16 protein-coding genes are annotated in these 20,102 nt (G+C 71.6%); 13 read left to right on the top strand and 3 right to left on the bottom strand.

What is annotated here, in order from left to right; translation table 11 throughout:
* Window positions 1–48: 48 nt before the first annotated feature.
* The 10 genes from uvrC (at window position 49) to pgi (ending at window position 11,540) form a co-directional block, all read left to right on the top strand.
* Window positions 49–2,175, top strand: a complete 2,127-nt coding sequence (gene uvrC / locus PYS65_RS27685; protein WP_279336660.1) for an excinuclease ABC subunit UvrC — start codon at window positions 49–51, stop codon at window positions 2,173–2,175.
* Window positions 2,172–3,194 carry an RNase adapter RapZ gene (rapZ, locus tag PYS65_RS27690; RefSeq protein WP_279336661.1) on the top strand — a complete coding sequence of 341 codons (1,023 nt, stop codon included), beginning with the start codon at window positions 2,172–2,174 and terminating at the stop codon, window positions 3,192–3,194. The genes uvrC and rapZ overlap by 4 nt, the downstream gene beginning before the upstream one ends.
* Window positions 3,191–4,261 carry a gluconeogenesis factor YvcK family protein gene (locus PYS65_RS27695; protein WP_279336662.1) on the top strand — a complete coding sequence of 357 codons (1,071 nt, stop codon included), beginning with the start codon at window positions 3,191–3,193 and terminating at the stop codon, window positions 4,259–4,261. Before rapZ ends, PYS65_RS27695 begins: the two co-directional genes overlap by 4 nt.
* Window positions 4,252–5,241, top strand: coding sequence for a DNA-binding protein WhiA (gene whiA, locus PYS65_RS27700; RefSeq protein ID WP_279336663.1), 990 nt, complete (start codon window positions 4,252–4,254; stop codon window positions 5,239–5,241). Before PYS65_RS27695 ends, whiA begins: the two co-directional genes overlap by 10 nt.
* A gap of 299 nt (window positions 5,242–5,540) precedes the next feature.
* A complete protein-coding gene (gap, locus tag PYS65_RS27705) occupies window positions 5,541–6,548 on the top strand; it encodes a type I glyceraldehyde-3-phosphate dehydrogenase (protein WP_279336664.1) in 1,008 nt (335 codons plus the stop codon).
* A gap of 158 nt (window positions 6,549–6,706) precedes the next feature.
* Entirely contained in the window at window positions 6,707–7,918 is a 1,212-nt protein-coding gene (locus PYS65_RS27710; RefSeq protein ID WP_279336665.1) for a phosphoglycerate kinase, read from the top strand.
* A gap of 6 nt (window positions 7,919–7,924) precedes the next feature.
* The gene (tpiA, locus tag PYS65_RS27715; RefSeq protein ID WP_279336666.1) at window positions 7,925–8,713 is read left to right on the top strand and encodes a triose-phosphate isomerase; all 789 of its coding nucleotides are present in this window, start codon (window positions 7,925–7,927) and stop codon (window positions 8,711–8,713) included.
* A gap of 107 nt (window positions 8,714–8,820) precedes the next feature.
* Window positions 8,821–9,057 (top strand): preprotein translocase subunit SecG, encoded by a 237-nt coding sequence (gene secG, locus PYS65_RS27720; RefSeq protein WP_279336667.1) that lies wholly within the window; start codon window positions 8,821–8,823, stop codon window positions 9,055–9,057.
* A 221-nt stretch (window positions 9,058–9,278) separates the two neighbouring features.
* Window positions 9,279–9,614 carry an RNA polymerase-binding protein RbpA gene (locus PYS65_RS27725; protein ID WP_078649359.1) on the top strand — a complete coding sequence of 112 codons (336 nt, stop codon included), beginning with the start codon at window positions 9,279–9,281 and terminating at the stop codon, window positions 9,612–9,614.
* A gap of 270 nt (window positions 9,615–9,884) precedes the next feature.
* Window positions 9,885–11,540 (top strand): glucose-6-phosphate isomerase, encoded by a 1,656-nt coding sequence (gene pgi / locus PYS65_RS27730; RefSeq protein ID WP_279336668.1) that lies wholly within the window; start codon window positions 9,885–9,887, stop codon window positions 11,538–11,540.
* A 107-nt stretch (window positions 11,541–11,647) separates the two neighbouring features.
* On the opposite strand, the gene PYS65_RS27735 is transcribed toward pgi, so the two are convergent.
* From PYS65_RS27735 to PYS65_RS27745, 3 genes are read right to left on the bottom strand one after another with little or no spacing between them, the layout of a single operon-like run.
* Window positions 11,648–13,930 (bottom strand): ABC transporter permease, encoded by a 2,283-nt coding sequence (locus tag PYS65_RS27735; protein WP_279336669.1) that lies wholly within the window; start codon window positions 13,928–13,930, stop codon window positions 11,648–11,650.
* A 54-nt stretch (window positions 13,931–13,984) separates the two neighbouring features.
* Window positions 13,985–14,734 (bottom strand): ABC transporter ATP-binding protein, encoded by a 750-nt coding sequence (locus PYS65_RS27740; protein WP_279336670.1) that lies wholly within the window; start codon window positions 14,732–14,734, stop codon window positions 13,985–13,987.
* Entirely contained in the window at window positions 14,731–15,246 is a 516-nt protein-coding gene (locus PYS65_RS27745; RefSeq protein ID WP_279336671.1) for a PadR family transcriptional regulator, read from the bottom strand. The genes PYS65_RS27740 and PYS65_RS27745 overlap by 4 nt, the downstream gene beginning before the upstream one ends.
* Window positions 15,247–15,431: 185 nt before the next feature.
* On the opposite strand from PYS65_RS27745, the gene PYS65_RS27750 reads away from it, so the two are divergent.
* The 3 genes from PYS65_RS27750 (at window position 15,432) to PYS65_RS27760 (ending at window position 20,102) form a co-directional block, all read left to right on the top strand.
* Window positions 15,432–16,706, top strand: coding sequence for an ABC transporter substrate-binding protein (locus tag PYS65_RS27750; protein WP_279336672.1), 1,275 nt, complete (start codon window positions 15,432–15,434; stop codon window positions 16,704–16,706).
* A gap of 358 nt (window positions 16,707–17,064) precedes the next feature.
* Complete coding sequence (locus PYS65_RS27755; RefSeq protein ID WP_279338099.1) at window positions 17,065–18,687, top strand: glycoside hydrolase family 13 protein; 1,623 nt, start codon at window positions 17,065–17,067, stop codon at window positions 18,685–18,687.
* Window positions 18,688–18,767: 80 nt separating this feature from the next.
* Window positions 18,768–20,102, top strand: a complete 1,335-nt coding sequence (locus PYS65_RS27760) for an ABC transporter substrate-binding protein (protein WP_279336673.1) — start codon at window positions 18,768–18,770, stop codon at window positions 20,100–20,102.

Raw genomic sequence — 20,102 nt, forward strand, 5'->3', positions numbered from 1 at the left:
TTCCGCGGCCCCGCCGCGGTGTCGGTCCCCGCCAGTAGGGTGTGAGACATGGCCGACCCCTCCAGCTACCGCCCCAAACCGGGTGAGATCCCCGACTCGCCGGGGGTCTACCGGTTCCGCGACGAGCACCGCCGGGTGATCTACGTCGGAAAGGCGAAGAGCCTGCGCCAGCGCCTGGCGAACTACTTCCAGGACCTCGCCGGACTCCACCCGCGCACCCGCACCATGGTCACCACGGCCGCCTCCGTGGAGTGGACGGTGGTGTCCACGGAGGTCGAGGCGCTCCAGCTGGAGTACTCCTGGATCAAGGAGTACGACCCCCGGTTCAACGTCAAGTACCGCGACGACAAGAGCTACCCGTACCTCGCGGTGACGATGAACGAGGAGTTCCCGCGCGTGCAGGTGATGCGGGGTCACAAGAAGAAGGGCGTCAGGTACTTCGGGCCGTACGGGCACGCGTGGGCGATCCGCGACACCGTCGACCTGCTGCTGCGGGTCTTCCCGGTGCGCACCTGCTCGGCCGGTGTGTTCAAGAACGCCGCCCGCACCGGACGCCCCTGTCTGCTCGGCTACATCGGCAAGTGCTCGGCGCCCTGTGTGGACCGGGTCTCCGCCGAGGAGCACCGCGAGCTCGCCGAGGAGTTCTGCGACTTCATGGCCGGCCGCACCGGCACCCATCTGCGCCGCCTGGAGCAGCGGATGACCGAGGCGGCCGAGGACATGGAGTACGAGCGGGCCGCCCGGCTGCGTGACGACATCGGCGCCCTGAGGAAGGCCATGGAGAAGAGCGCCGTCGTGCTCGCCGACGCGACCGACGCCGACCTGATCGCGGTCGCCGAGGACGAGCTGGAGGCGGCCGTCCAGATCTTCCACGTCCGCGGCGGACGCGTGCGCGGCCAGCGCGGCTGGGTCACCGACAAGGTGGAGGAGATCACCACCGGCGCCCTCGTGGAGCACGCCCTGCAGCAGCTGTACGGCGAGGAGACCGGCGACGCCGTGCCGAGGGAGGTCCTGGTCCCCGCGCTGCCCGACCCGGTGGAGCCGGTCCAGGAGTGGCTCACCGGGCGGCGCGGGTCGGGCGTCTCCCTGCGGATCCCGCAGCGCGGGGACAAGCGGGCCCTGATGGAGACCGTGCAGCGCAACGCCCAGCAGGCTCTCGCCCTGCACAAGACCAGGCGCGCCTCCGACCTCACCACGCGCTCGCGCGCGCTGGAGGAGATCGCCGACGCCCTCGGCCTGGACAGCGCCCCGCTGCGGATCGAGTGCTACGACGTCTCGCACCTCCAGGGCGACGACGTCGTGGCCTCCATGGTCGTCTTCGAGGACGGGCTGGCCCGCAAGAGCGAGTACCGCCGCTTCCAGATCAAGAGCTTCGCCGGACAGGACGACGTCCGCTCCCTGCACGAGGTGATCACCCGCCGCTTCCGCCGCTACCTCGCCGACAAGGAGAGGACCGGCGAGTGGACCGCCGGCACCGGGGCGAGCGGCGGCACCGGGGTGAGCGACGGCGTGACCGACGGAGTGGACGGTGCCCCCGTCGGCGTCCCCGGTGAACCGTCCGCGCACACGCTCACCGAGGACGACGGCCGCCCCAAGCGCTTCGCCTACCCGCCCCAGCTCGTGGTCGTCGACGGCGGCGCCCCCCAGGTGGCGGCGGCCCGCAGGGCCCTGGACGAGCTCGGCATCGACGACATCGCCGTGTGCGGCCTCGCCAAGCGGCTGGAGGAGGTGTGGCTGCCGGACGACGACGACCCGGTGGTGCTGCCCCGCACCAGTGAGGGCCTCTACCTGCTCCAGCGGGTCCGCGACGAGGCCCACCGCTTCGCCATCGGCTATCAGCGCGTCAAGCGGGCCAAACGCTTCCGCTCCGGTCCGCTGGACGACGTGCCGGGCCTCGGGGACACCCGCAAGCAGGCACTGATCAAGCACTTCGGGTCGGTGAAGAAGCTTCGCTCGGCGACGATCGAGCAGATTCGTGAAGTTCCTGGTATAGGTCGCAAAACGGCCGAGGTGATCGCCGCGGCCCTCGCCGGGGCGGCCCCGGCCGCCCCCGCCGTGAACACGGCGACGGGCGAGATCATGGATGACGTGGAAGAACCCGGGAAGACACCGGGTTCCCCCGGGGAGCCCGTGTCCGCGGGCGCCCCGGACGACCGACGGGGGCTGGAGAGATGACCGAGCACGAGACACGCCGGAACACAGGCCACGAGACAACCCACGGCACACCCCAGGACGCGGCACAGGACGCGGGCCGGGGCACACACGACGAGACGCACCAGGACGACGGAGCACAGGTGAATACGGGCAAGGAAAAGGCCGGGGCCGCCGAGACGGCGATCCCCGAGCTGGTGATCATCTCCGGCATGTCCGGGGCCGGCCGTTCCACGGCCGCGAAGTGTCTGGAGGACCTGGGCTGGTTCGTCGTCGACAACCTCCCGCCCGCGCTGATCCCCACCATGGTGGAGCTCGGAGCCCGCTCCCAGGGCAATGTGGCCCGGATCGCGGTCGTCGTCGACGTCCGCGGCCGGCGCTTCTTCGACAACCTCCGCGAGTCGCTCGCCGACCTCGACACCCGGGGCGTCACCCGGCGGATCGTTTTCCTGGAGTCCTCCGAGGAAGCCCTGGTGCGCCGCTTCGAGTCGGTGCGCCGCCCGCACCCCCTCCAGGGCGACGGCCGCATCGTCGACGGCATCGCCGCCGAGCGGGAACTGCTGCGCGAACTGCGCGGCGACGCCGACCTGGTGATCGACACCTCCAGTCTCAACGTGCACGAGCTGCGCGCCAAGATGGACGCCCAGTTCGCCGGTGACGAGGAGCCCGAGCTGCGGGCCACCGTGATGTCCTTCGGCTTCAAGTACGGCCTCCCGGTCGACGCCGACCTGGTGGTGGACATGCGGTTCCTGCCCAACCCGCACTGGGTCCCCGAGCTGCGCCCCTTCACCGGCCGGCACGAGGAGGTGGCCGCGTACGTCTTCAACCAGCCCGGCGCCAAGGAGTTCCTCGACCGGTACACCGAGCTGCTGCGGCTGATCGCCGCGGGCTACCGCCGTGAGGGCAAGCGCTATGTGACCATCGCCGTCGGCTGCACCGGCGGCAAGCACCGCTCGGTCGCCATGTCGGAGAAGCTCGCCGCCCGCCTCGCCGCGGAGGGCGTGGAGACGGTGGTCGTCCACCGGGACATGGGCCGGGAATGACCGCACGTACTCCGCGGCTGCACCGACTGCGCCGGGCGCAGCCCGAAGGGCGCGCCGGCCGGCCGGTCGAGGCCCGCGGGGCCAAGCCGCGACGCCGGGGCGCCCAGCCCAAGGTGGTGGCCCTCGGCGGCGGCATGGGGCTGTCCGCCTCGCTCGCCGCGCTGCGCCGGATCACCGGCGACCTCACCGCCGTCGTCACCGTGGCCGACGACGGCGGATCCAGCGGACGGCTGCGCGACGAACTGGGTGTGCTGCCGCCCGGCGATCTGCGCAAGGCGCTGGCCGCGCTGTGCGGCGACGACGACTGGGGCCAGACCTGGGCCCGGGTCATCCAGCACCGCTTCCAGTCCAAGGGCGACCTGCACGAGCACGCGGTCGGCAACCTGCTGATCGTCGCCCTGTGGGAGCAGCTCGGCGACCACGTCCAGGCCCTGGACCTGGTCGGCCGGCTGCTCGGCGCGCACGGGCGGGTGCTACCCATGTCCGCCGTGCCACTGGAGCTCCAGGCGCTGGTCAAGGGGCACGACCCCGAGCGTCCGGACGCCGTGGAGACCGTCCGGGGCCAGGCGACCGTCGCCCTCACCCCCGGCGAGGTGCAGTCCGTGCACCTCGTGCCGAACGACCCGCCCGCCGTCCCCGAGGCGGTCGCGGCGGTCCTCGACGCCGACTGGGTGGTGCTCGGTCCCGGTTCCTGGTTCTCCTCGGTCATCCCGCACCTCCTGGTGCCCGAACTGCTGGAGGCGCTCGTCGAGACGCGGGCACGCCGGGTACTCTCCCTGAACCTCGCCCCGCAGCCCGGAGAAACCGAGGGCTTCTCCCCGCAGCGTCATTTGGAGGTTTTGGGACGACACGCCCCTAAACTCGCCCTGGACGTGGTGCTGGCCGACGAGGCCGCCGTACCCGACCGCGATGTGCTGACCGAGGCCGCGAAGGGGTTCGGCGGTGCCGCGGTCGAGTTGGCGCCGGTGGCCCGGCCCGACGGAAGCCCCAGGCACGACCCGGAGCTGTTGGCCGCCGCGTACGACCGTATTTTTCGGATGCATGGAAGGATCGGCCCATGGCGATGACGGCAGCGGTGAAGGACGAGGTTTCCCGGCTCCCCGTCACCCGGACCTGCTGCAGGAAGGCGGAGGTCTCCGCCATGCTGCGGTTCGCCGGCGGCCTTCACCTGGTGAGCGGGCGCATCGTGATCGAGGCGGAGCTGGACACGGCGATGGCCGCCCGCCGCCTCAAGCGGGACGTCCTGGAGATCTTCGGCCACAGCTCCGAACTGATCGTGATGGCACCGGGCGGGCTGCGCCGCGGCTCGCGCTATGTCGTCCGGGTGGTCGCGGGCGGCGACCAACTGGCCCGCCAGACCGGCCTGGTGGACGGCCGGGGCCGCCCGATCCGAGGCCTGCCCCCGCAGGTGGTCTCGGGGGCCACCTGCGACGCCGAGGCGGCCTGGCGCGGGGCCTTCCTGGCGCACGGCTCCCTCACCGAGCCGGGCCGCTCCTCCTCCCTGGAGGTGACCTGCCCCGGCCCCGAGGCGGCGCTCGCCCTGGTCGGCGCCGCCCGCCGGCTGTCGATCGGCGCCAAGGCCCGCGAGGTGCGCGGTGTGGACCGGGTCGTCGTCCGTGACGGCGACGCGATCGGTGCCCTGCTCACCCGGCTCGGCGCCCACGACTCGGTGCTGGCCTGGGAGGAGCGCCGGATGCGCCGCGAGGTGCGCGCCACGGCGAACCGGCTGGCGAACTTCGACGACGCCAACCTGCGCCGCTCGGCCCGTGCGGCCGTCGCCGCCGGTGCCCGGGTGCAGCGCGCCCTGGAGATCCTCGCCGACGACGTCCCGGAGCACCTCGCCGCGGCCGGCCGGCTGCGCATGGAGCACAAGCAGGCCTCCCTGGAGGAGCTGGGCGCGCTCGCCGACCCGCCGCTGACCAAGGACGCCGTCGCCGGGCGGATCCGCCGGCTGCTCGCCATGGCCGACAAGCGCGCCGCCGACCTCGGCATCCCGGGCACGGAGGCCAACATCGGCGAGGAGCTCGCCGACAACCTCGTCGGCTGACCCCTGACCCACCTGTGGCCGGACGGCGACGGCAGTGTGCACGGCCGTCGCCGTCCGTCAAGGGGGACCGGAGGTTTCCGGTCGAGCCGGAAGGGGCCGCGGGGCCCGATGGGAGGCCCGACAAGGCGCATCGGACTGGGCGGTCCATGCCTTACTGGTGGGTAATGGGCGTCGTGCCGGGTATGCATCGACTCAATGTCACGACCGGGGTCCCGGAGAGGTAGGGTCGGGGGTGGTCGGGGACATCCCATACAGCTCGCCGGCGACTTGAGCCGGCGCACCAACGAGGAGATCGGTTCGTGACGATCCGCGTAGGCATCAACGGGTTTGGCCGCATCGGTCGGAACTACTTCCGCGCATTGCTCGAGCAGGGCGCAGACATCGAGATCGTGGCGGTCAATGACCTGGGTGACACCGCGACCACTGCCCACCTGCTGAAGTACGACACCATCCTGGGGCGCCTCAAGCAGGAGGTCTCCCACACCGCCGACACGATCACCGTGGACGGCAAGACGATCAAGGTGCTCTCGGAGCGCAACCCCGCGGACATCCCGTGGGGCGAGCTGGGCGTCGACGTCGTCATCGAGTCGACCGGCATCTTCACCAAGAAGGCGGATGCCGAGAAGCACATCGCCGGCGGCGCCAAGAAGGTCATCATCTCGGCTCCGGCCAAGGATGAGGACGTCACCATCGTGATGGGCGTCAACCAGGACAAGTACGACCCGGCGAACCACCACGTCATCTCCAACGCCTCCTGCACCACCAACTGTGTGGCGCCGATGGCGAAGGTGCTCGACGAGAGCTTCGGCATCGTCAAGGGCCTGATGACGACGGTGCACGCGTACACGAACGACCAGCGCATCCTGGACTTCCCGCACAAGGACCTGCGCCGCGCCCGTGCCGCCGCCGAGAACATCATCCCGACGACCACCGGTGCCGCCAAGGCCACCGCCCTGGTGCTGCCGCAGCTCGAGGGCAAGCTGGACGGCATCGCGATGCGCGTCCCGGTCCCGACCGGCTCGGTCACCGACCTGGTCGTCGAGCTCGGCCGCGAGGTCACCAAGGAAGAGGTCAACGCCGCCTTCCAGAAGGCCGCGGAGGGCGAGCTCAAGGGCCTCCTCGAGTACACCGAGGACCCGATCGTCTCCTCCGACATCGTCAACGCCCCGGCGTCCTGCACGTTCGACTCGTCCCTGACCATGGTCCAGGACGGCAAGAGCGTGAAGATCATCGGCTGGTACGACAACGAGTGGGGCTACTCCAACCGCCTCGTCGACCTCACGGTCTTCGTCGGCGACCAGCTCTGATCGTGGAGCAGACCGCCTGATATGAGTGCAGGGCTCGGCCGGCGCGCCACAGCGCTGTCCGAGCCCTGACGCGCGTATCGGAGCGGTCGACCTCTTCCGATCACGAGCGATCACGAGCGAACACGAGCTCTCTTCAGCTCTTCTCCAGGAGTCCCCTCATGAAGACGATCGACGCACTCCTCTCCGAAGGGGTCGCGGGCAAGCGGGTCTTCGTCCGCGCCGACCTCAACGTGCCGCTGGACGGCACCGCCATCACCGACGACGGCCGCATCCGCGCCGTGCTGCCCACCGTCAAGGCCCTCGCCGACGCGGGCGCCCGCGTGGTCGTCGCCTCGCACCTGGGCCGCCCCAAGGGCGCCCCGGACCCCGCCTTCTCGCTCGCCCCGGCCGCCGCGCGCCTGGGTGAACTCCTCGGCGCCGACGTGGCGTTCGCGACGGACACGGTCGGCGACTCCGCCACCGCCACCGTCGCGGGCCTCGCCGACGGACAGGTCGCGGTCCTCGAGAACCTGCGCTTCAACGCCGGCGAGACCGCCAAGGACGACGCCGAGCGCGGGGCCTTCGCCGACCGGCTCGCCGCGCTCGCCGACCTCTACGTGGGCGACGGCTTCGGCGCGGTGCACCGCAAGCACGCGTCCGTGTACGACCTCCCGGCGCGTCTGCCGCACGCCGCGGGCTTCCTCATCGCCACCGAGGTCGGCGTCCTGAAGAAGCTCACCGCCGACGTCAAGAGGCCCTATGTGGTGGCCCTCGGCGGCGCCAAGGTCTCCGACAAGCTCGCCGTCATCGACGAACTGCTCGGCAAGGCCGACCGCATCCTCATCGGCGGCGGCATGGCGTACACCTTCCTCAAGGCCAAGGGCTACGAGATCGGCACGTCGCTGCTCCAGGAGGACCAGCTGCCCGCCGTCACCGAGTACCTGGAACGCGCCGAGAAGAACGGCGTGGAGCTGGTGCTGCCGGTCGACACACTGGTCGCCGAGGGGTTCCCGGACCTGAAGACCAAGGCTCCGGCCCATCCCGCCACCGTCGCCGCGGACGCCATCCCGGCCGACCGGCAGGGTCTGGACATCGGTCCCGAGACCCGCACCCTGTACGCCTCGAAGCTCGCCGACGCGGCCACCGTCTTCTGGAACGGCCCCATGGGCGTCTTCGAGCACCCCGACTACGCCGAGGGCACCAAGGCGGTCGCCCAGGCCCTTCTCGACTCCCCGGGCTACACCGTGGTCGGCGGCGGCGACTCCGCCGCGGCCGTCCGCATCCTGGGCTTCGACGAAAAGGCATTCGGCCACATCTCGACCGGAGGCGGCGCCTCCCTCGAATACCTCGAGGGCAAGACGCTCCCCGGCCTCGCCGCACTGGAGGACTGACCCTCAATGACCGCTGCTGAAAAAGGCCGCACGCCGCTGATGGCGGGCAACTGGAAGATGAACCTCAACCACCTCGAGGCCATCGCCCACGTCCAGAAGCTCGCCTTCGCCCTGGCCGACACGGACTACGAGGCCGTCGAGGTCGCCGTCCTGCCGCCCTTCACCGACCTGCGCTCCGTCCAGACCCTCGTCGACGGTGACAAGCTGAAGATCAAGTACGGCGCCCAGGACATCTCGGCGCACGACGGCGGCGCCTACACCGGCGAGATCTCCGGCCCGATGCTGTCCAAGCTGAAGTGCACGTACGTGGCTGTCGGCCACTCCGAGCGCAGGCAGTACCACGACGAGACCGACGACGTCGTGAACGCCAAGGTCAAGGCCGCGTACAAGCACGGCATCACCCCGATCCTGTGCGTCGGCGAGGAACTGTCCGTCCGCGAGGCCGGCAACCACGTCGCCCACACCCTCGCCCAGGTCGAGGGCGGTCTGAAGGACCTCCCCGCCGAGCAGGCCGAGTCCGTCGTGATCGCCTACGAGCCCGTCTGGGCCATCGGCACCGGCAAGGTCTGCGGCGCCGGGGACGCCCAGGAGGTCTGCGCCGCCATCCGCGGCAAGCTCGCCGAGCTGTACTCGCAGGACGTCGCCGACCAGGTCCGCATCCAGTACGGCGGCTCGGTCAAGTCCGGCAACGTCGCCGAGATCATGGCGCAGGCCGACATCGACGGCGCCCTCGTCGGCGGTGCCTCGCTGGACGCGGACGAGTTCGTCAAAATCATCCGGTTCCGCGACCAGTGAGCCGGGCAGTGAGTATGCGCTAGCGGCGATCCGTCGTACCCTTGCGGGGTCCAGTCCTGTACTGGACCCCGCGTCGTTCATCCGAATCCGAGGAAGTTGGTCCAGCCGTGGTTCTGGGGTTCTCGATCGCCCTGATCGTCTTCAGCCTGTTGCTGATGCTGCTGGTGCTGATGCACAAGGGAAAGGGCGGAGGCCTCTCCGACATGTTCGGTGGCGGCATGCAGTCCTCCGTCGGCGGCTCCTCGGTCGCCGAGCGCAACCTCGACCGGATCACCCTCGTGGTGGGCCTGCTCTGGGTCGCGTGCATCATCGTGCTGGGCATCATGATGAAGACGACCAGCTGACCCGGGAGAACAATCCGTACGCATCGGGTACGCATTCCCCGCGTAAGGCCCCATGTCCGGTACGCGCAGCACAGCGCGGCCTATCATGGGGCTTGCGTCTGGATGGGGAAGCGGTAACTCCAATGACTGGACGCGCGTTGGGCCTTACGTAGACTGAGGCGCTCGCAGCGAAGCGGAACGCCGACTCGCTTCGCCGCACCATCACGCAGGGAGTTACGACCGTGGCAAGTGGCAACGCGATCCGGGGAAGCCGGGTCGGGGCGGGGCCGATGGGCGAGGCCGAGCGCGGCGAGTCCGCGCCGCGGCTGCGCATCTCCTTCTGGTGCTCCAACGGGCACGAGACCCAGCCGAGCTTCGCGAGCGACGCGCAGGTGCCCGATACCTGGGACTGCCCCCGCTGCGGCTTTCCGGCCGGTCAGGACCGTGAGAACCCCCCGGACCCGCCCCGTACCGAGCCGTACAAGACGCACCTCGCCTATGTGCGCGAGCGGCGCAGCGACGCGGACGGTGAGGCGATCCTCGCCGAGGCGCTCGCCAAACTGCGGGGCGAGATCTAGCAGTTGCGGTAGCCGCCCGATTGCAGTAGTCGCCGCAGTCGCACCGACGGTCGGCCGGGCCGTTCGCGGTCGGCTTCTTCCCCCTGCCCGCAGCCCTGTTCGCCGTCCCGCCCGTCGCCGTGTTGATACCCGGAGGCCGGACGGCCGTATCTGTTGTCGTGCCCCACGGCGGAGGCACGACAGGCCATGCCCACCGCTGATCCATTAGGTTGGATCCGGCAGCGGGGCGGATACGCAGCACAGGCAGCAAGGAAGAAGGCTGAGTCCGAGATGAACGCAGACGGCCGTACCAGGCTCGACCAGATCCCCGAGTGGACCGCACTGGCCAAGCACCGGGAGGAGCTCGGGGACGTGCGGTTGCGCGAGGTGTTCGCTGCCGATCCCGACCGCGGCACCGCGTACACCCTCCGAGTCGGTGATCTGTACATCGACTACTCCAAGCACCTCGTCACCGACGAGACCCTCCGGCTGTTGCGTGAACTGGCCTCGGCCACCGATGTGTTCGGACTGCGCGACGCCATGTTCCGCGGTGAGCGGATCAACACCACCGAGGACCGGGCCGTGCTGCACACCGCGCTCCGGGCGCCGCGGGACGCGGTGATCGAGGTCGACGGGGAGAACGTCGTACCGGGGGTGCACGAGGTCCTCGACAAGATGGCCGCCTTCGCCGACCGGGTCCGCTCCGGGGAGTGGACCGGCCACACCGGCAAGCGCATCCGCACCGTGGTCAACGTCGGCATCGGCGGCTCGGACCTCGGCCCCGCGATGGCGTACGAGGCGCTGCGCGCCTACACCGACCGGGACCTCACGGTCCGCTTCGTGTCCAACGTGGACGGCGCCGACCTGCACGAGGCCCTCCGCGACCTGGACCCGGCCGAGACGCTGTTCATCATCGCGTCCAAGACCTTCACCACCATCGAGACGGTCACCAACGCCACCTCCGCGCGGACCTGGCTGCTGAACGCGCTGGGCGGTGAAGAGGCCGCCGTCGCCCAGCACTTCGTCGCCCTGTCGACGAACGCGGAGAAGGTCGCCGACTTCGGCATCGACACGGCCAACATGTTCGAGTTCTGGGACTGGGTCGGCGGGCGCTACTCGTACGACTCGGCGATCGGCCTGTCCCTGATGATCGCCATCGGCCCGGACCGCTTCCGGGAGATGCTCGACGGGTTCCGTCTCGTCGACGAGCACTTCCGGACGGCTCCCGCGGAGTCCAACGTGCCGCTCCTGCTGGGCCTGTTGGGCGTCTGGTACGGCAACTTCCTGGGCGCCCAGTCGCACGCGGTGCTGCCGTACTCGCACTACCTGTCGAAGTTCACCGCCTATCTCCAGCAGCTCGACATGGAGTCCAACGGCAAGTACGTCGGCCGGGACGGGCGCGAGGTCCGCTGGCAGACCGGGCCCGTCGTCTGGGGCACGCCCGGCACCAACGGGCAGCACGCCTACTACCAGCTGATCCACCAGGGGACGAAGCTGATCCCGGCGGACTTCATCGGCTTCGCCGAGCCGGTCGCCGAGCTGAGTGAGGACCTCAAGGCGCAGCACGACCTGCTGATGGCCAACTTCTTCGCCCAGACGCAGGCCCTGGCCTTCGGCAAGACGCCGGACGAGGTGCGCGCCGAGGGCGTGCCCGAGGAGCTGGTGCCGCACAAGACCTTCAAGGGCGACCACCCCACGACCACGATCCTCGCGCGTGAGCTGACGCCGTCCGTCCTCGGCCAGCTCGTCGCCCTGTACGAGCACAAGGTGTTCGTGCAGGGCGCGATCTGGGACATCGACTCCTTCGACCAGTGGGGTGTCGAGCTGGGCAAGGTGCTCGCCCGGCGCGTCGAGCCCGCGCTCACCGAGGGCGCCGGCGTGCCGGGCCTGGACGCCTCCACCCAGGCCCTGGTCGCCACCTACCGGGAGCTGCGCGGCCGGCGGTGAGCACGGTTGCGGGAGGCGGAGGGCGGAGCGCCGTCCGCCTCCCGTGGAACCCGCCGGGGCGTCACCCCCACGGAGGCTGACGGCCGGGGCGTCCCGGCACAGGCCGGTCAGGCCACCGCGCTCAGCGTGTCCGCGAGGCGGCGCCGGGCCGCGCGGGCGGCAGGGAGGGCGGCGAGGACGGCGGCGCCCAGCACCGCGGCGGCGCCGAGCAGCAGCAGGAGCGCGAGGGAGGGCCCCCGGGCGATACCGGCGCCGATGCCGCTCGACCTTCCCTGTTCGTCGATCAGCCAGTGCGCCAGCGGCAGCCCCAGGGCCAGGGCGACGAGCACGGCGGCCAGTGCCGTACCGGCGGTGGCCGTGACCGTGATCGCGGTGATCTGCCGCGGGGAGAGCCCGATGGCCTTGAGCGCGAGCAGGTCCCGTTCGCCCTCGCGGACCGTGCCGCCGATCGCGGTGAGCAGTTCGACCAGCCCGATCAGGGCGAGTACGGCGATCAGACCGAGGACGACCGCGCGCAACGGGGAGAGCCCGTCGGCCGGGTTGGCCACGGTGTGCACGTCGAGCAGGCCGCCCCCGGCCCCGGTCAGCCGGTCGGCGACGGTCCGCGGGTCCGCGCCGGGGTCCAGCTGGAGCTGGTAGAGGGTCGGCCGCAGATCGGGGTCGTTGCCGCGGAGGGTGTCGAGCGAGGTGGAGATGGTCCGGCCGGCGTTCTCGGTCTCGATGCTGCGGCCGACGATGTGCAGGATCTGCGGCCGGTCGCCGACGGTCATGCGCACCCAGTCGCCGACCTGGACGTGCAGCAGGTCGAGCAGCCCCTGCCCGGCCACCGCCTCGTCGGGTCCGTGCGCCGCGCGGCCCTCGGCCAGGGCGAACGGGTACGGCTCCCGGTGGGTGCCGTAGCCGCGCAGGGCGATCGTGGCGGTCTGGCCGGGCACCAGGGCGGCCACCTCGACGCCCGGGTGGGCGGCGGCGACCTGCGGATCGCGCTCCAGCAGGGCGCGGGCCTCCCCGTCACCGAGCGAGGGGTCCGCACGGACGCTGAGCGCGGTGGGCAGCCCCATCCGCTCCGGGCTGCTCTGGAAGCGGTCGATGGTGGTCCACGCGCTCAGCGCCACCACGATCAGCAGCAGCGGCAGGGTCAGCCTGGCCACCGTGCCCAGCGCACGCGGGCGGCGGGTGAACGCCTTGTGCCAGCCGAGGACCAGTGCGGGCGGCACCCGCGCCCCGAGCGCCCGCCGCTCCACGCCCGTCAGCCCACCGGCCTCGGGCGCCGCCGGCCTCGGCACCGGCACCGGCGGCACCCGGCCCGCCCGCCACGCCGCGAGCCCGGTGGTGGCACCGATGAACAGCACCGCCCCCACGGGCACCACGAACAGCGCCAGGGTGTGCCCGGGCAGCCCCTGCCACACGCCGACCGCCTCCCCGAGCCGCCCCGGTATGCCGCTGCCCAGCGCCTCGGTCAGCGCGGCGGCGGCCACGGCACCCAGCAGGGCGTAGCCGAGATGCTGGAGCAGGAAGACGCGGACGACCTGCCCCGGGGTGAAACCGATCGCCTTGAGGACGGAGATGTCCCGCAGATGACCCCGGATCCGGGTGCTGATCGCCCCGTGCACGGCGAACCCGGCGGCGGCCAGCGCGCCCAGACCGAACAGCCCCAGCACCTGGCCGAGCAGCCGGTTGTCGCCCTGTGCCTCGGCCCGTGCCTGCTGCCAGGTGGAGACCTCGCCGATGGCGCCCGCGCCCAGGACCGTCACCGCCCGCTGCACCGCGTACCCGGTGTCGGCGGGGTCGGTCAGCCGCAGCCCGGTCACCTGCCCGTCGGGGTCGGCCACGGCCGACGGCAGCGCCCACACCAGGCCGGGCTGTTCCCCCGGCCGGTAGCGCGGCTCGGCGCTGTCGGCCACGCCCACCACGGTCAGGGTCCGCGCGGTGCCGGGCACGGTGAGGGTGTCGCCCGGCGTGGTCAGCAGGGCACGGGCGAGGCTGCTCTCCAGGACCACGCCGTCGGGGGCGCCGGGGTCCAGCCAGCGCCCCGAGGTGATCAGCGGGCGGCCGGTGCCGGGCTGTTCGGCGGTGCCGCGCAGTTCGGCGGAGGCACGGCTGCCGCGGGCGGCGAGGGTGACGGCGGCGGTGGGGTAGGGGCCGGCGACGGACTCCACACCGTCCAGGCCGGCCAGCTTCGCGGCGTCGGCCGGGGCGGTGGTGTGCAGCGTGACGTGGGCGCCGCGCGCCTGGGTGAAGATCCGCTGCCAGGGGTTGGTCGCGTACCCGAACAGGGCCGTGGCCAGCAGCAGGGAGGCGACGACACCCGCGGTGGCGAGGACCAGGAACAGTGCCTCACCGCGGTGCGTGCGCAGATCGGAGTGCGCCCAGCGCAGGGTCGCTCGCACCGGCGTCAGCCCCTTCGCTCGTGCCGGACGCCCGGACCGCCGTACATCCGCATGTCAGTCCCTGAGCTCCAGCACCCCGGAGATGCCCCGGCCGGGCGAGGGTGCTCCGTCGAGTTCCGCGTCGTCGGCGATCCGCCCGTCGAAGAAACTGATCACCCGGTCGGCTGCGCTCGCCAGCCGGGCGTCATGGGTGACCAGCAGGATCGTCTGGCCGCGCCGGTGGAAGCGGGACAGCAGCCGCATCACCTCGCGGGTGCCCTTGCTGTCCAGGCTGCCCGCGGGTTCGTCGGCGAGCAGCAGCGGCGGATGGTTGACCAGGGCACGGGCCAGCGCGACCCGCTGCTGCTCACCGCCGGACAGCTCGCCCGGCATGCTCCGCTCCTTGCCCGTCAGGCCCAGCTCGGCCAGCAGCCCCTCCCGCTCGGCGCGGGCCTTTCGCGGCGGCGTCCCGGCGAGCAGGGCGGGCAGTTCCACGTTGTCGGCGACCGACAGGTCGGAGACGAGGTTGAAGAACTGGAAGACGATCCCGATGCGCTTCCGGCGCTTCACCGCCCAGCGTGCCTCGCTGTAGCCGTCGGTGCGCTCGCCGTCCAGCCAGATGCTGCCGGAGTCGGGCCGCTGGAGCCCGCCGAGCAGATGCAGCAGGGTCGACTTGCCGGCGCCGGACGGCCCGGTCACCGCCACGAACTCGCCGCGCGTCACCCGCAGGTCGACCCCGCGCACCGCGTGCGCCGGGGCTCCCTCACCGTGGTGCGTCTTGACGAGGCCTTCGGCGCGCAGCACGGGAGCGGTCCTCTCGCTCACTCCAGCTCCTCCAGCTCTTCCTGGCACCGCTCCAGCCAGTCGAGGTCGGCCTGCAGGTGCAGCATCGCGCCCTCGATCAGCAGCTGGGCGACCCGGTTGTCCCGGTCTTCGGCGGCGGCCAGCTTCGACAACTGCCGCATGGTGTTCAGGTACTGGCGCCGCTGCCGGTTGATCAGGGCGATCTGGTCGGCGAGTCCGCTCTGCGGTGCGAGGGCCAGCTTCATGAAGAACTCGTCCCGCACCCGCGGCTCGTCCGCGGTCTCCTCGAACCAGGCGCGCAGCGCCTCCCGCCCGGCGTCGGTGAGGTGGTAGACCTTCTTGTTGGGGCGGCCGGACTGCTCGACGTCCTCGCCCTCGATCAGCCCCGACTTCTCGAGGCGGCCCAGGGTGACGTAGATCTGGCCGACGTTCGGCTGAGGGTACGCGGAGCCCAGCAGTTGCTCAAGGTCCTGCTTGAGCTCGTAGCCGTGGGCCGGGCCGCGGGCGAGCAGGGCCAGGAGGGACTGCCGCACTCGTGCTCTCCTCCCCCGCGTCCTTCGTGCCGTGTGCCACGCGTCCGATGCCGGGCGCCCCGCCCGACGCGATGTCTCACCCGACGCAATGTGTCGCGGGCCCTAGTATCGCCCATACCTAACAGGTATACATGGCCTCTGACCCCGGCAAGGGTGCCCGGGTGCCGGTGCACAGGGAGGAACCTATGCGGTGGATCCATGCCGCGGGTAGGGGCCTCCTCGTCCTCGTCGTGCTCCTGACCGTGGGGGTGGCCTCCGGTGCGCGGGCCGAGCAGGCGGCTCCCGCCGACGGACGCGGCCCGCTCACCCTGGCCACCGCCGGGGACCTCACCGGCTATCTCGGCCCGCTGCTCGAGGGCTGGAACCGCACCCACCCCGGCGAGGAGGTCACCCTCGTCGAGCTGCCCGACTCGGCCGACGAGACCCGCGCGCAGATGATCACCGAGCTGCGCGACGCCGGCCGCGGCCGCTTCGACGTGCTCAACATCGACGTCAGCTGGACCTCGGAGTTCGCCGCGGCCGGCTGGATCCGCCCGCTGCCGCGCGACCGCTTCCCGCTGGAGACGTTCCTGCCGCCCGTGGTGGACACCGCGACCTACGACGACCGGCTGTACGCCGTCCCGTACGTGACCAACGCCGGCCTGCTGCTGTACCGCAAGGACGTCCTCGACGCGGAGGGCGTGGCGCCCCCGCGCACCTGGGCCGAACTGGAACAGGCCGCGAAGACCCTCGCCCCGCGGCACGGCCTCGACGGCTACGCGGGCCAGTTCCTGCCCTACGAGGGCCTGACCGTCAACGCGGCCGAGGCCGTCTACTCGGCGGGCGGCACCATCCTCGGCGACGAGGGCGAGCGCGTCACCGTGAACTCCCGGGCGGCCCGCGAGGGCATCGGGTTCCTCGCCCGCGGGGTCCGCGAGGGCTGGATCCCCGAGGAGGCGCTGACGTACAAGGAGGAGGAGTCCAAGCAGGCCTTCCAGGACGGCCGGCTGCTCTTCCTGCGCAACTGGCCCTACGCCTACGTCGCCGCGTCCGCCGAGGACTCCGCGGTCGCCGGGAAGGTCGGCGCGCTGCCGCTGCCGGGACCGGACGGGCCGGGGACGAGCGTGCTGGGCGGCTCCAACCTCGCCGTCGCCACCCATGCGCGCCACCCCGACTCCGCCGCGCGGCTGATCGCGTACCTCACCGGCGAGAGCGTCCAGCGCCAGGTCCTCACCCGGGGCGCGCTGCCGCCCGTCCGGGCCGCGCTGTACGACGACCCGGAACTGATCCGGCGGTTCCCCTACCTGCCGACGCTGCGCGAGAGCGTGCTCGCCGCCGCCCCGCGCCCCAAGAGCCCGCACTACGACCAGGTGAGCCTGGTCGTGCAGGCGGTGGTGCACGACGCGATGGCCGGGCGGCAGACGCCCGGCGCGGCGGTGCGGCGGCTGGCGCGCGAACTCGCCGCCGTCTCCGCGCGCTAGCCGGCGGCCGGGGTCCCGCGCACCCGGGCCCCCTGGACCGGGGCCCGGACCGTCCTCGGGGCTGTGCCCCGAAGAGCGGCTGCGGGGCCTCCTTCCGGTCGAGGCCTTTCTCCGAACCGCGTACCCCAGCAGGACGCCGCTAGTTACATGTTAAGTAACGCGGATGTCTCAACTGTGCCTGATATGGCCCGTTAAGCATGAGTTCATCCGTGGTAACTGCCCGACAAAGTGCGTCAGTTCATTGACACCTCCGCGACACCCCTACCTAACATGCATGCACAACGGCGAGGATGCCGTCGGCCCGGGACTCCCGGGTCTCCGCACGCACAGACAGGTCGACGTGGTGAGCTCCGAGCACATCGACACCCACCGCTGGTGGCGCGACGCAGTGATCTACCAGGTGTACGTCCGCAGCTTCCTGGACAGCACCGGTGACGGCATCGGCGATCTCGCCGGGGTCAGGGCGGGCCTGCCCTACCTGAAGAAGCTCGGCGTGGACGGGATCTGGCTGAGCCCCTTCTACCCCTCGCCGCAGCACGACCACGGCTACGACGTGGCCGACTACCGGGACGTCGACCCGGTCTTCGGCGACCTCGCCGAGTTCGACCTGCTGGTCGGGGCCGCCCGGCGCCTCGGCGTCAAGGTGCTGCTGGACATCGTCCCCAACCACTGCTCCAGCGAGCACCCCTGGTTCCGCGAGGCACTCGCCGCGGACCCGGGCAGCCCGGAACGCGCCCGTTTCCACTTCGCCGAAGGCCGCGGCCCCGACGGCGCCGAGCCGCCCAACAACTGGCACGCCATGTTCGGCGGGCCCGCCTGGAGCCGCGTCACCGAGCCGGACGGCCGGCCCGGCCAGTGGTACCTGCACATGTTCACGCCCGAACAGCCGGACTGGAACTGGCGCAACCCCGAGATCGCCGCCGACTTCGACCGGACCCTGCGGTTCTGGCTGGACCGGGGCGTCGACGGCTTCCGCATCGACGTCGCCGCCGGCCTGTTCAAGCACCCGGAACTGCCCGACTCCCCGGACCCGGAGGCCGACGCCCGCACCCGGGACTCGGTCAACCCGCTGGCCTGGAACCAGCCCGAGGTGCACGACGTGTGGCGGCACTGGCGCGCGGTGTGCGAGGAGTACACCGCCCGCGACGGCCGCGAACGGCTCCTGGTCGGCGAGGTCTCCGTGCCGACCGCCCGCGAACACGCCCGCTACGTCCGCTCCGACGAGCTCCACCAGGCCTTCTTCTTCGACCTGCTCGGCGCCCCCTGGGACGCCGACGCCTTCCGCAAGGTCATCTCCGAGGCCATGCAGGACATCGCCGGCACCGGATCGACCGTCACCTGGGTCCTCAACAACCACGACCAGGTCCGCACCGTCACCCGCTACGGCGAACCCACCCCCCAGGGCAGCGGCCTCGGCGCCGCCCGCGCCCGCGCCGCCGCGCTGCTGATGCTGGCGCTGCCCGGCGCCGCCTACGTCTACCAGGGCGAGGAGCTGGGCCTGCCCGAGGTCGTCGACCTCCCCGACGACGTGCTCACCGACCCGATCTTCCGCCGCACCGGCAGCCGGGCCCGGATCCGCGACGGCTGCCGGGTGCCGCTGCCCTGGTCGGGGCAGGCCTCCCCGTTCGGCTTCACCTCCGGCACCGAGGGCGCCGCCCCCTGGCTGCCGCAGCCCGAGTGGTTCGCCGAACACGCCACCGACCGCGCCCTCGCCGACACCCGCTCCTTCTGGCACCTGTACCGCGACGGTCTGCAACTGCGCTCCACGCTGCCCCAGTTGGGCGAGGGCACCCTGCGCTGGCTGGAGACCGAGCCGGACGTCCTGGCCTTCGTCCGCGGCGACGGCCTGGTGTGCGCCGTCAACTTCGGCACCGCCCCCGCACCCGCACCGGTCCCCGGCACCCCGCTGCTGGCCAGCGGCCCGTGCCCGGACGGAGTCCTCCCGGGTGCCACGGCCGCCTGGTGGATCGACGACTCCTGAGACCCGCTCACTGCACACACCCGAAAGTCCTCCGAACGCACTTCTGAATATTTCCGAACGCTTCTGAAGGGACATCAACGATGATGCGACGACGTACCACCCTGCTCACCGGCTGCACCGCCCTCGTGCTCGCCCTCGGCGCCACCGCCTGCGGCGCGGGCGAGCCCGTCTCGGCCGGCGGCGGTGACGGTGACAAGGCGCTCGGCGGCCGGACCGTCTCCGTCGCCGGAGTCTGGTCCGGCAGCGAGCAGAAGAACTTCCAGAAGGTGCTCGACGCCTTCACCGAGAAGACCGGCGCCAAGACGGAGTTCGTCTCCACCGGCGACAACGTCTCCACCGTCGTCGGCAGCAAGATCGAGGGCGGCAACGCCCCCGACGTCGTGATGGTCCCCCAGGTCGGCGTGCTGAAGCAGTTCGCCGAGGCGGGCTGGCTCAAGCCGCTGGACAAGAAGGTCCAGGGCACCGTGGAGAAGAACTTTGCCGAGGTCTGGCAGAACTACGGCAGCGTCGACGGCACGCTGTACGGCCTCTACTTCAAGGCCGCCCACAAGTCGACCGTCTGGTACAGCCCCGAGGCCCTGGAGCAGGCGGGCATCACCCCGCCGAAGACCTACGACGCCATGCTGAAGGACGGACGCACGATCTCCGACTCCGGCCTCGCCGCCTTCTCGGTCGCCGGACAGGACGGCTGGACGCTGACCGACTGGTTCGAGAACGTCTACCTCTCCCAGGCCGGGCCCGAGAAGTACGACGCCCTCGCCGCGCACGAGATCAAGTGGACCGACCCGACGGTCGTCGAGGCGCTCACCACGCTCGGCGAACTCTTCAAGGACAAGCAGCTCGTCTCGGGCGGCCAGAAGGAAGCCCTGAACACCGACTTCCCCGGTTCGGTGGAGAAGGTCTTCGGACCCGAGCCGGACGCCGCCATGGTCTACGAGGGCGACTTCGTGGCCGGCGTGGCCAAGGACCAGTTCGGCAAGGACATCGGCACCGACGCGAACTTCTTCCCGTTCCCGCCGGTCGGCGACGGTGTGGCCCCGGTGGTCAGCGGCGGCGACGCGGCCGTGGTGCTCAAGGACGGCAAGAACGCCGAGGCCGGCATGGCGTTCCTCGAGTACCTCGCCACGCCGGAGGCCGCCGCCGTGTGGGCCGAGGCCGGCGGCTTCCTCTCCCCGAACAAGGAGCTGGACCTCTCCTCCTACGGCGACGACGTCACCCGCGCCACCGCACAGTCCCTGATCGAGGCCGGCGACTCGGTCCGCTTCGACATGTCGGACCAGGCCCCGGCGGCCTTCGGCGGCACCCAGGGCAAGGGCGAGTGGAAGATCCTCCAGGACTTCCTGCGTGACCCGTCCGACCCGAAGAAGACCGCGGCCGAGCTGGAGAACGCGGCGGCCAAGGCGTACGGGAACTGA

It is taken from the genome of Streptomyces cathayae, from assembly GCF_029760955.1.
Taxonomy (GTDB): domain Bacteria; phylum Actinomycetota; class Actinomycetes; order Streptomycetales; family Streptomycetaceae; genus Streptomyces; species Streptomyces cathayae.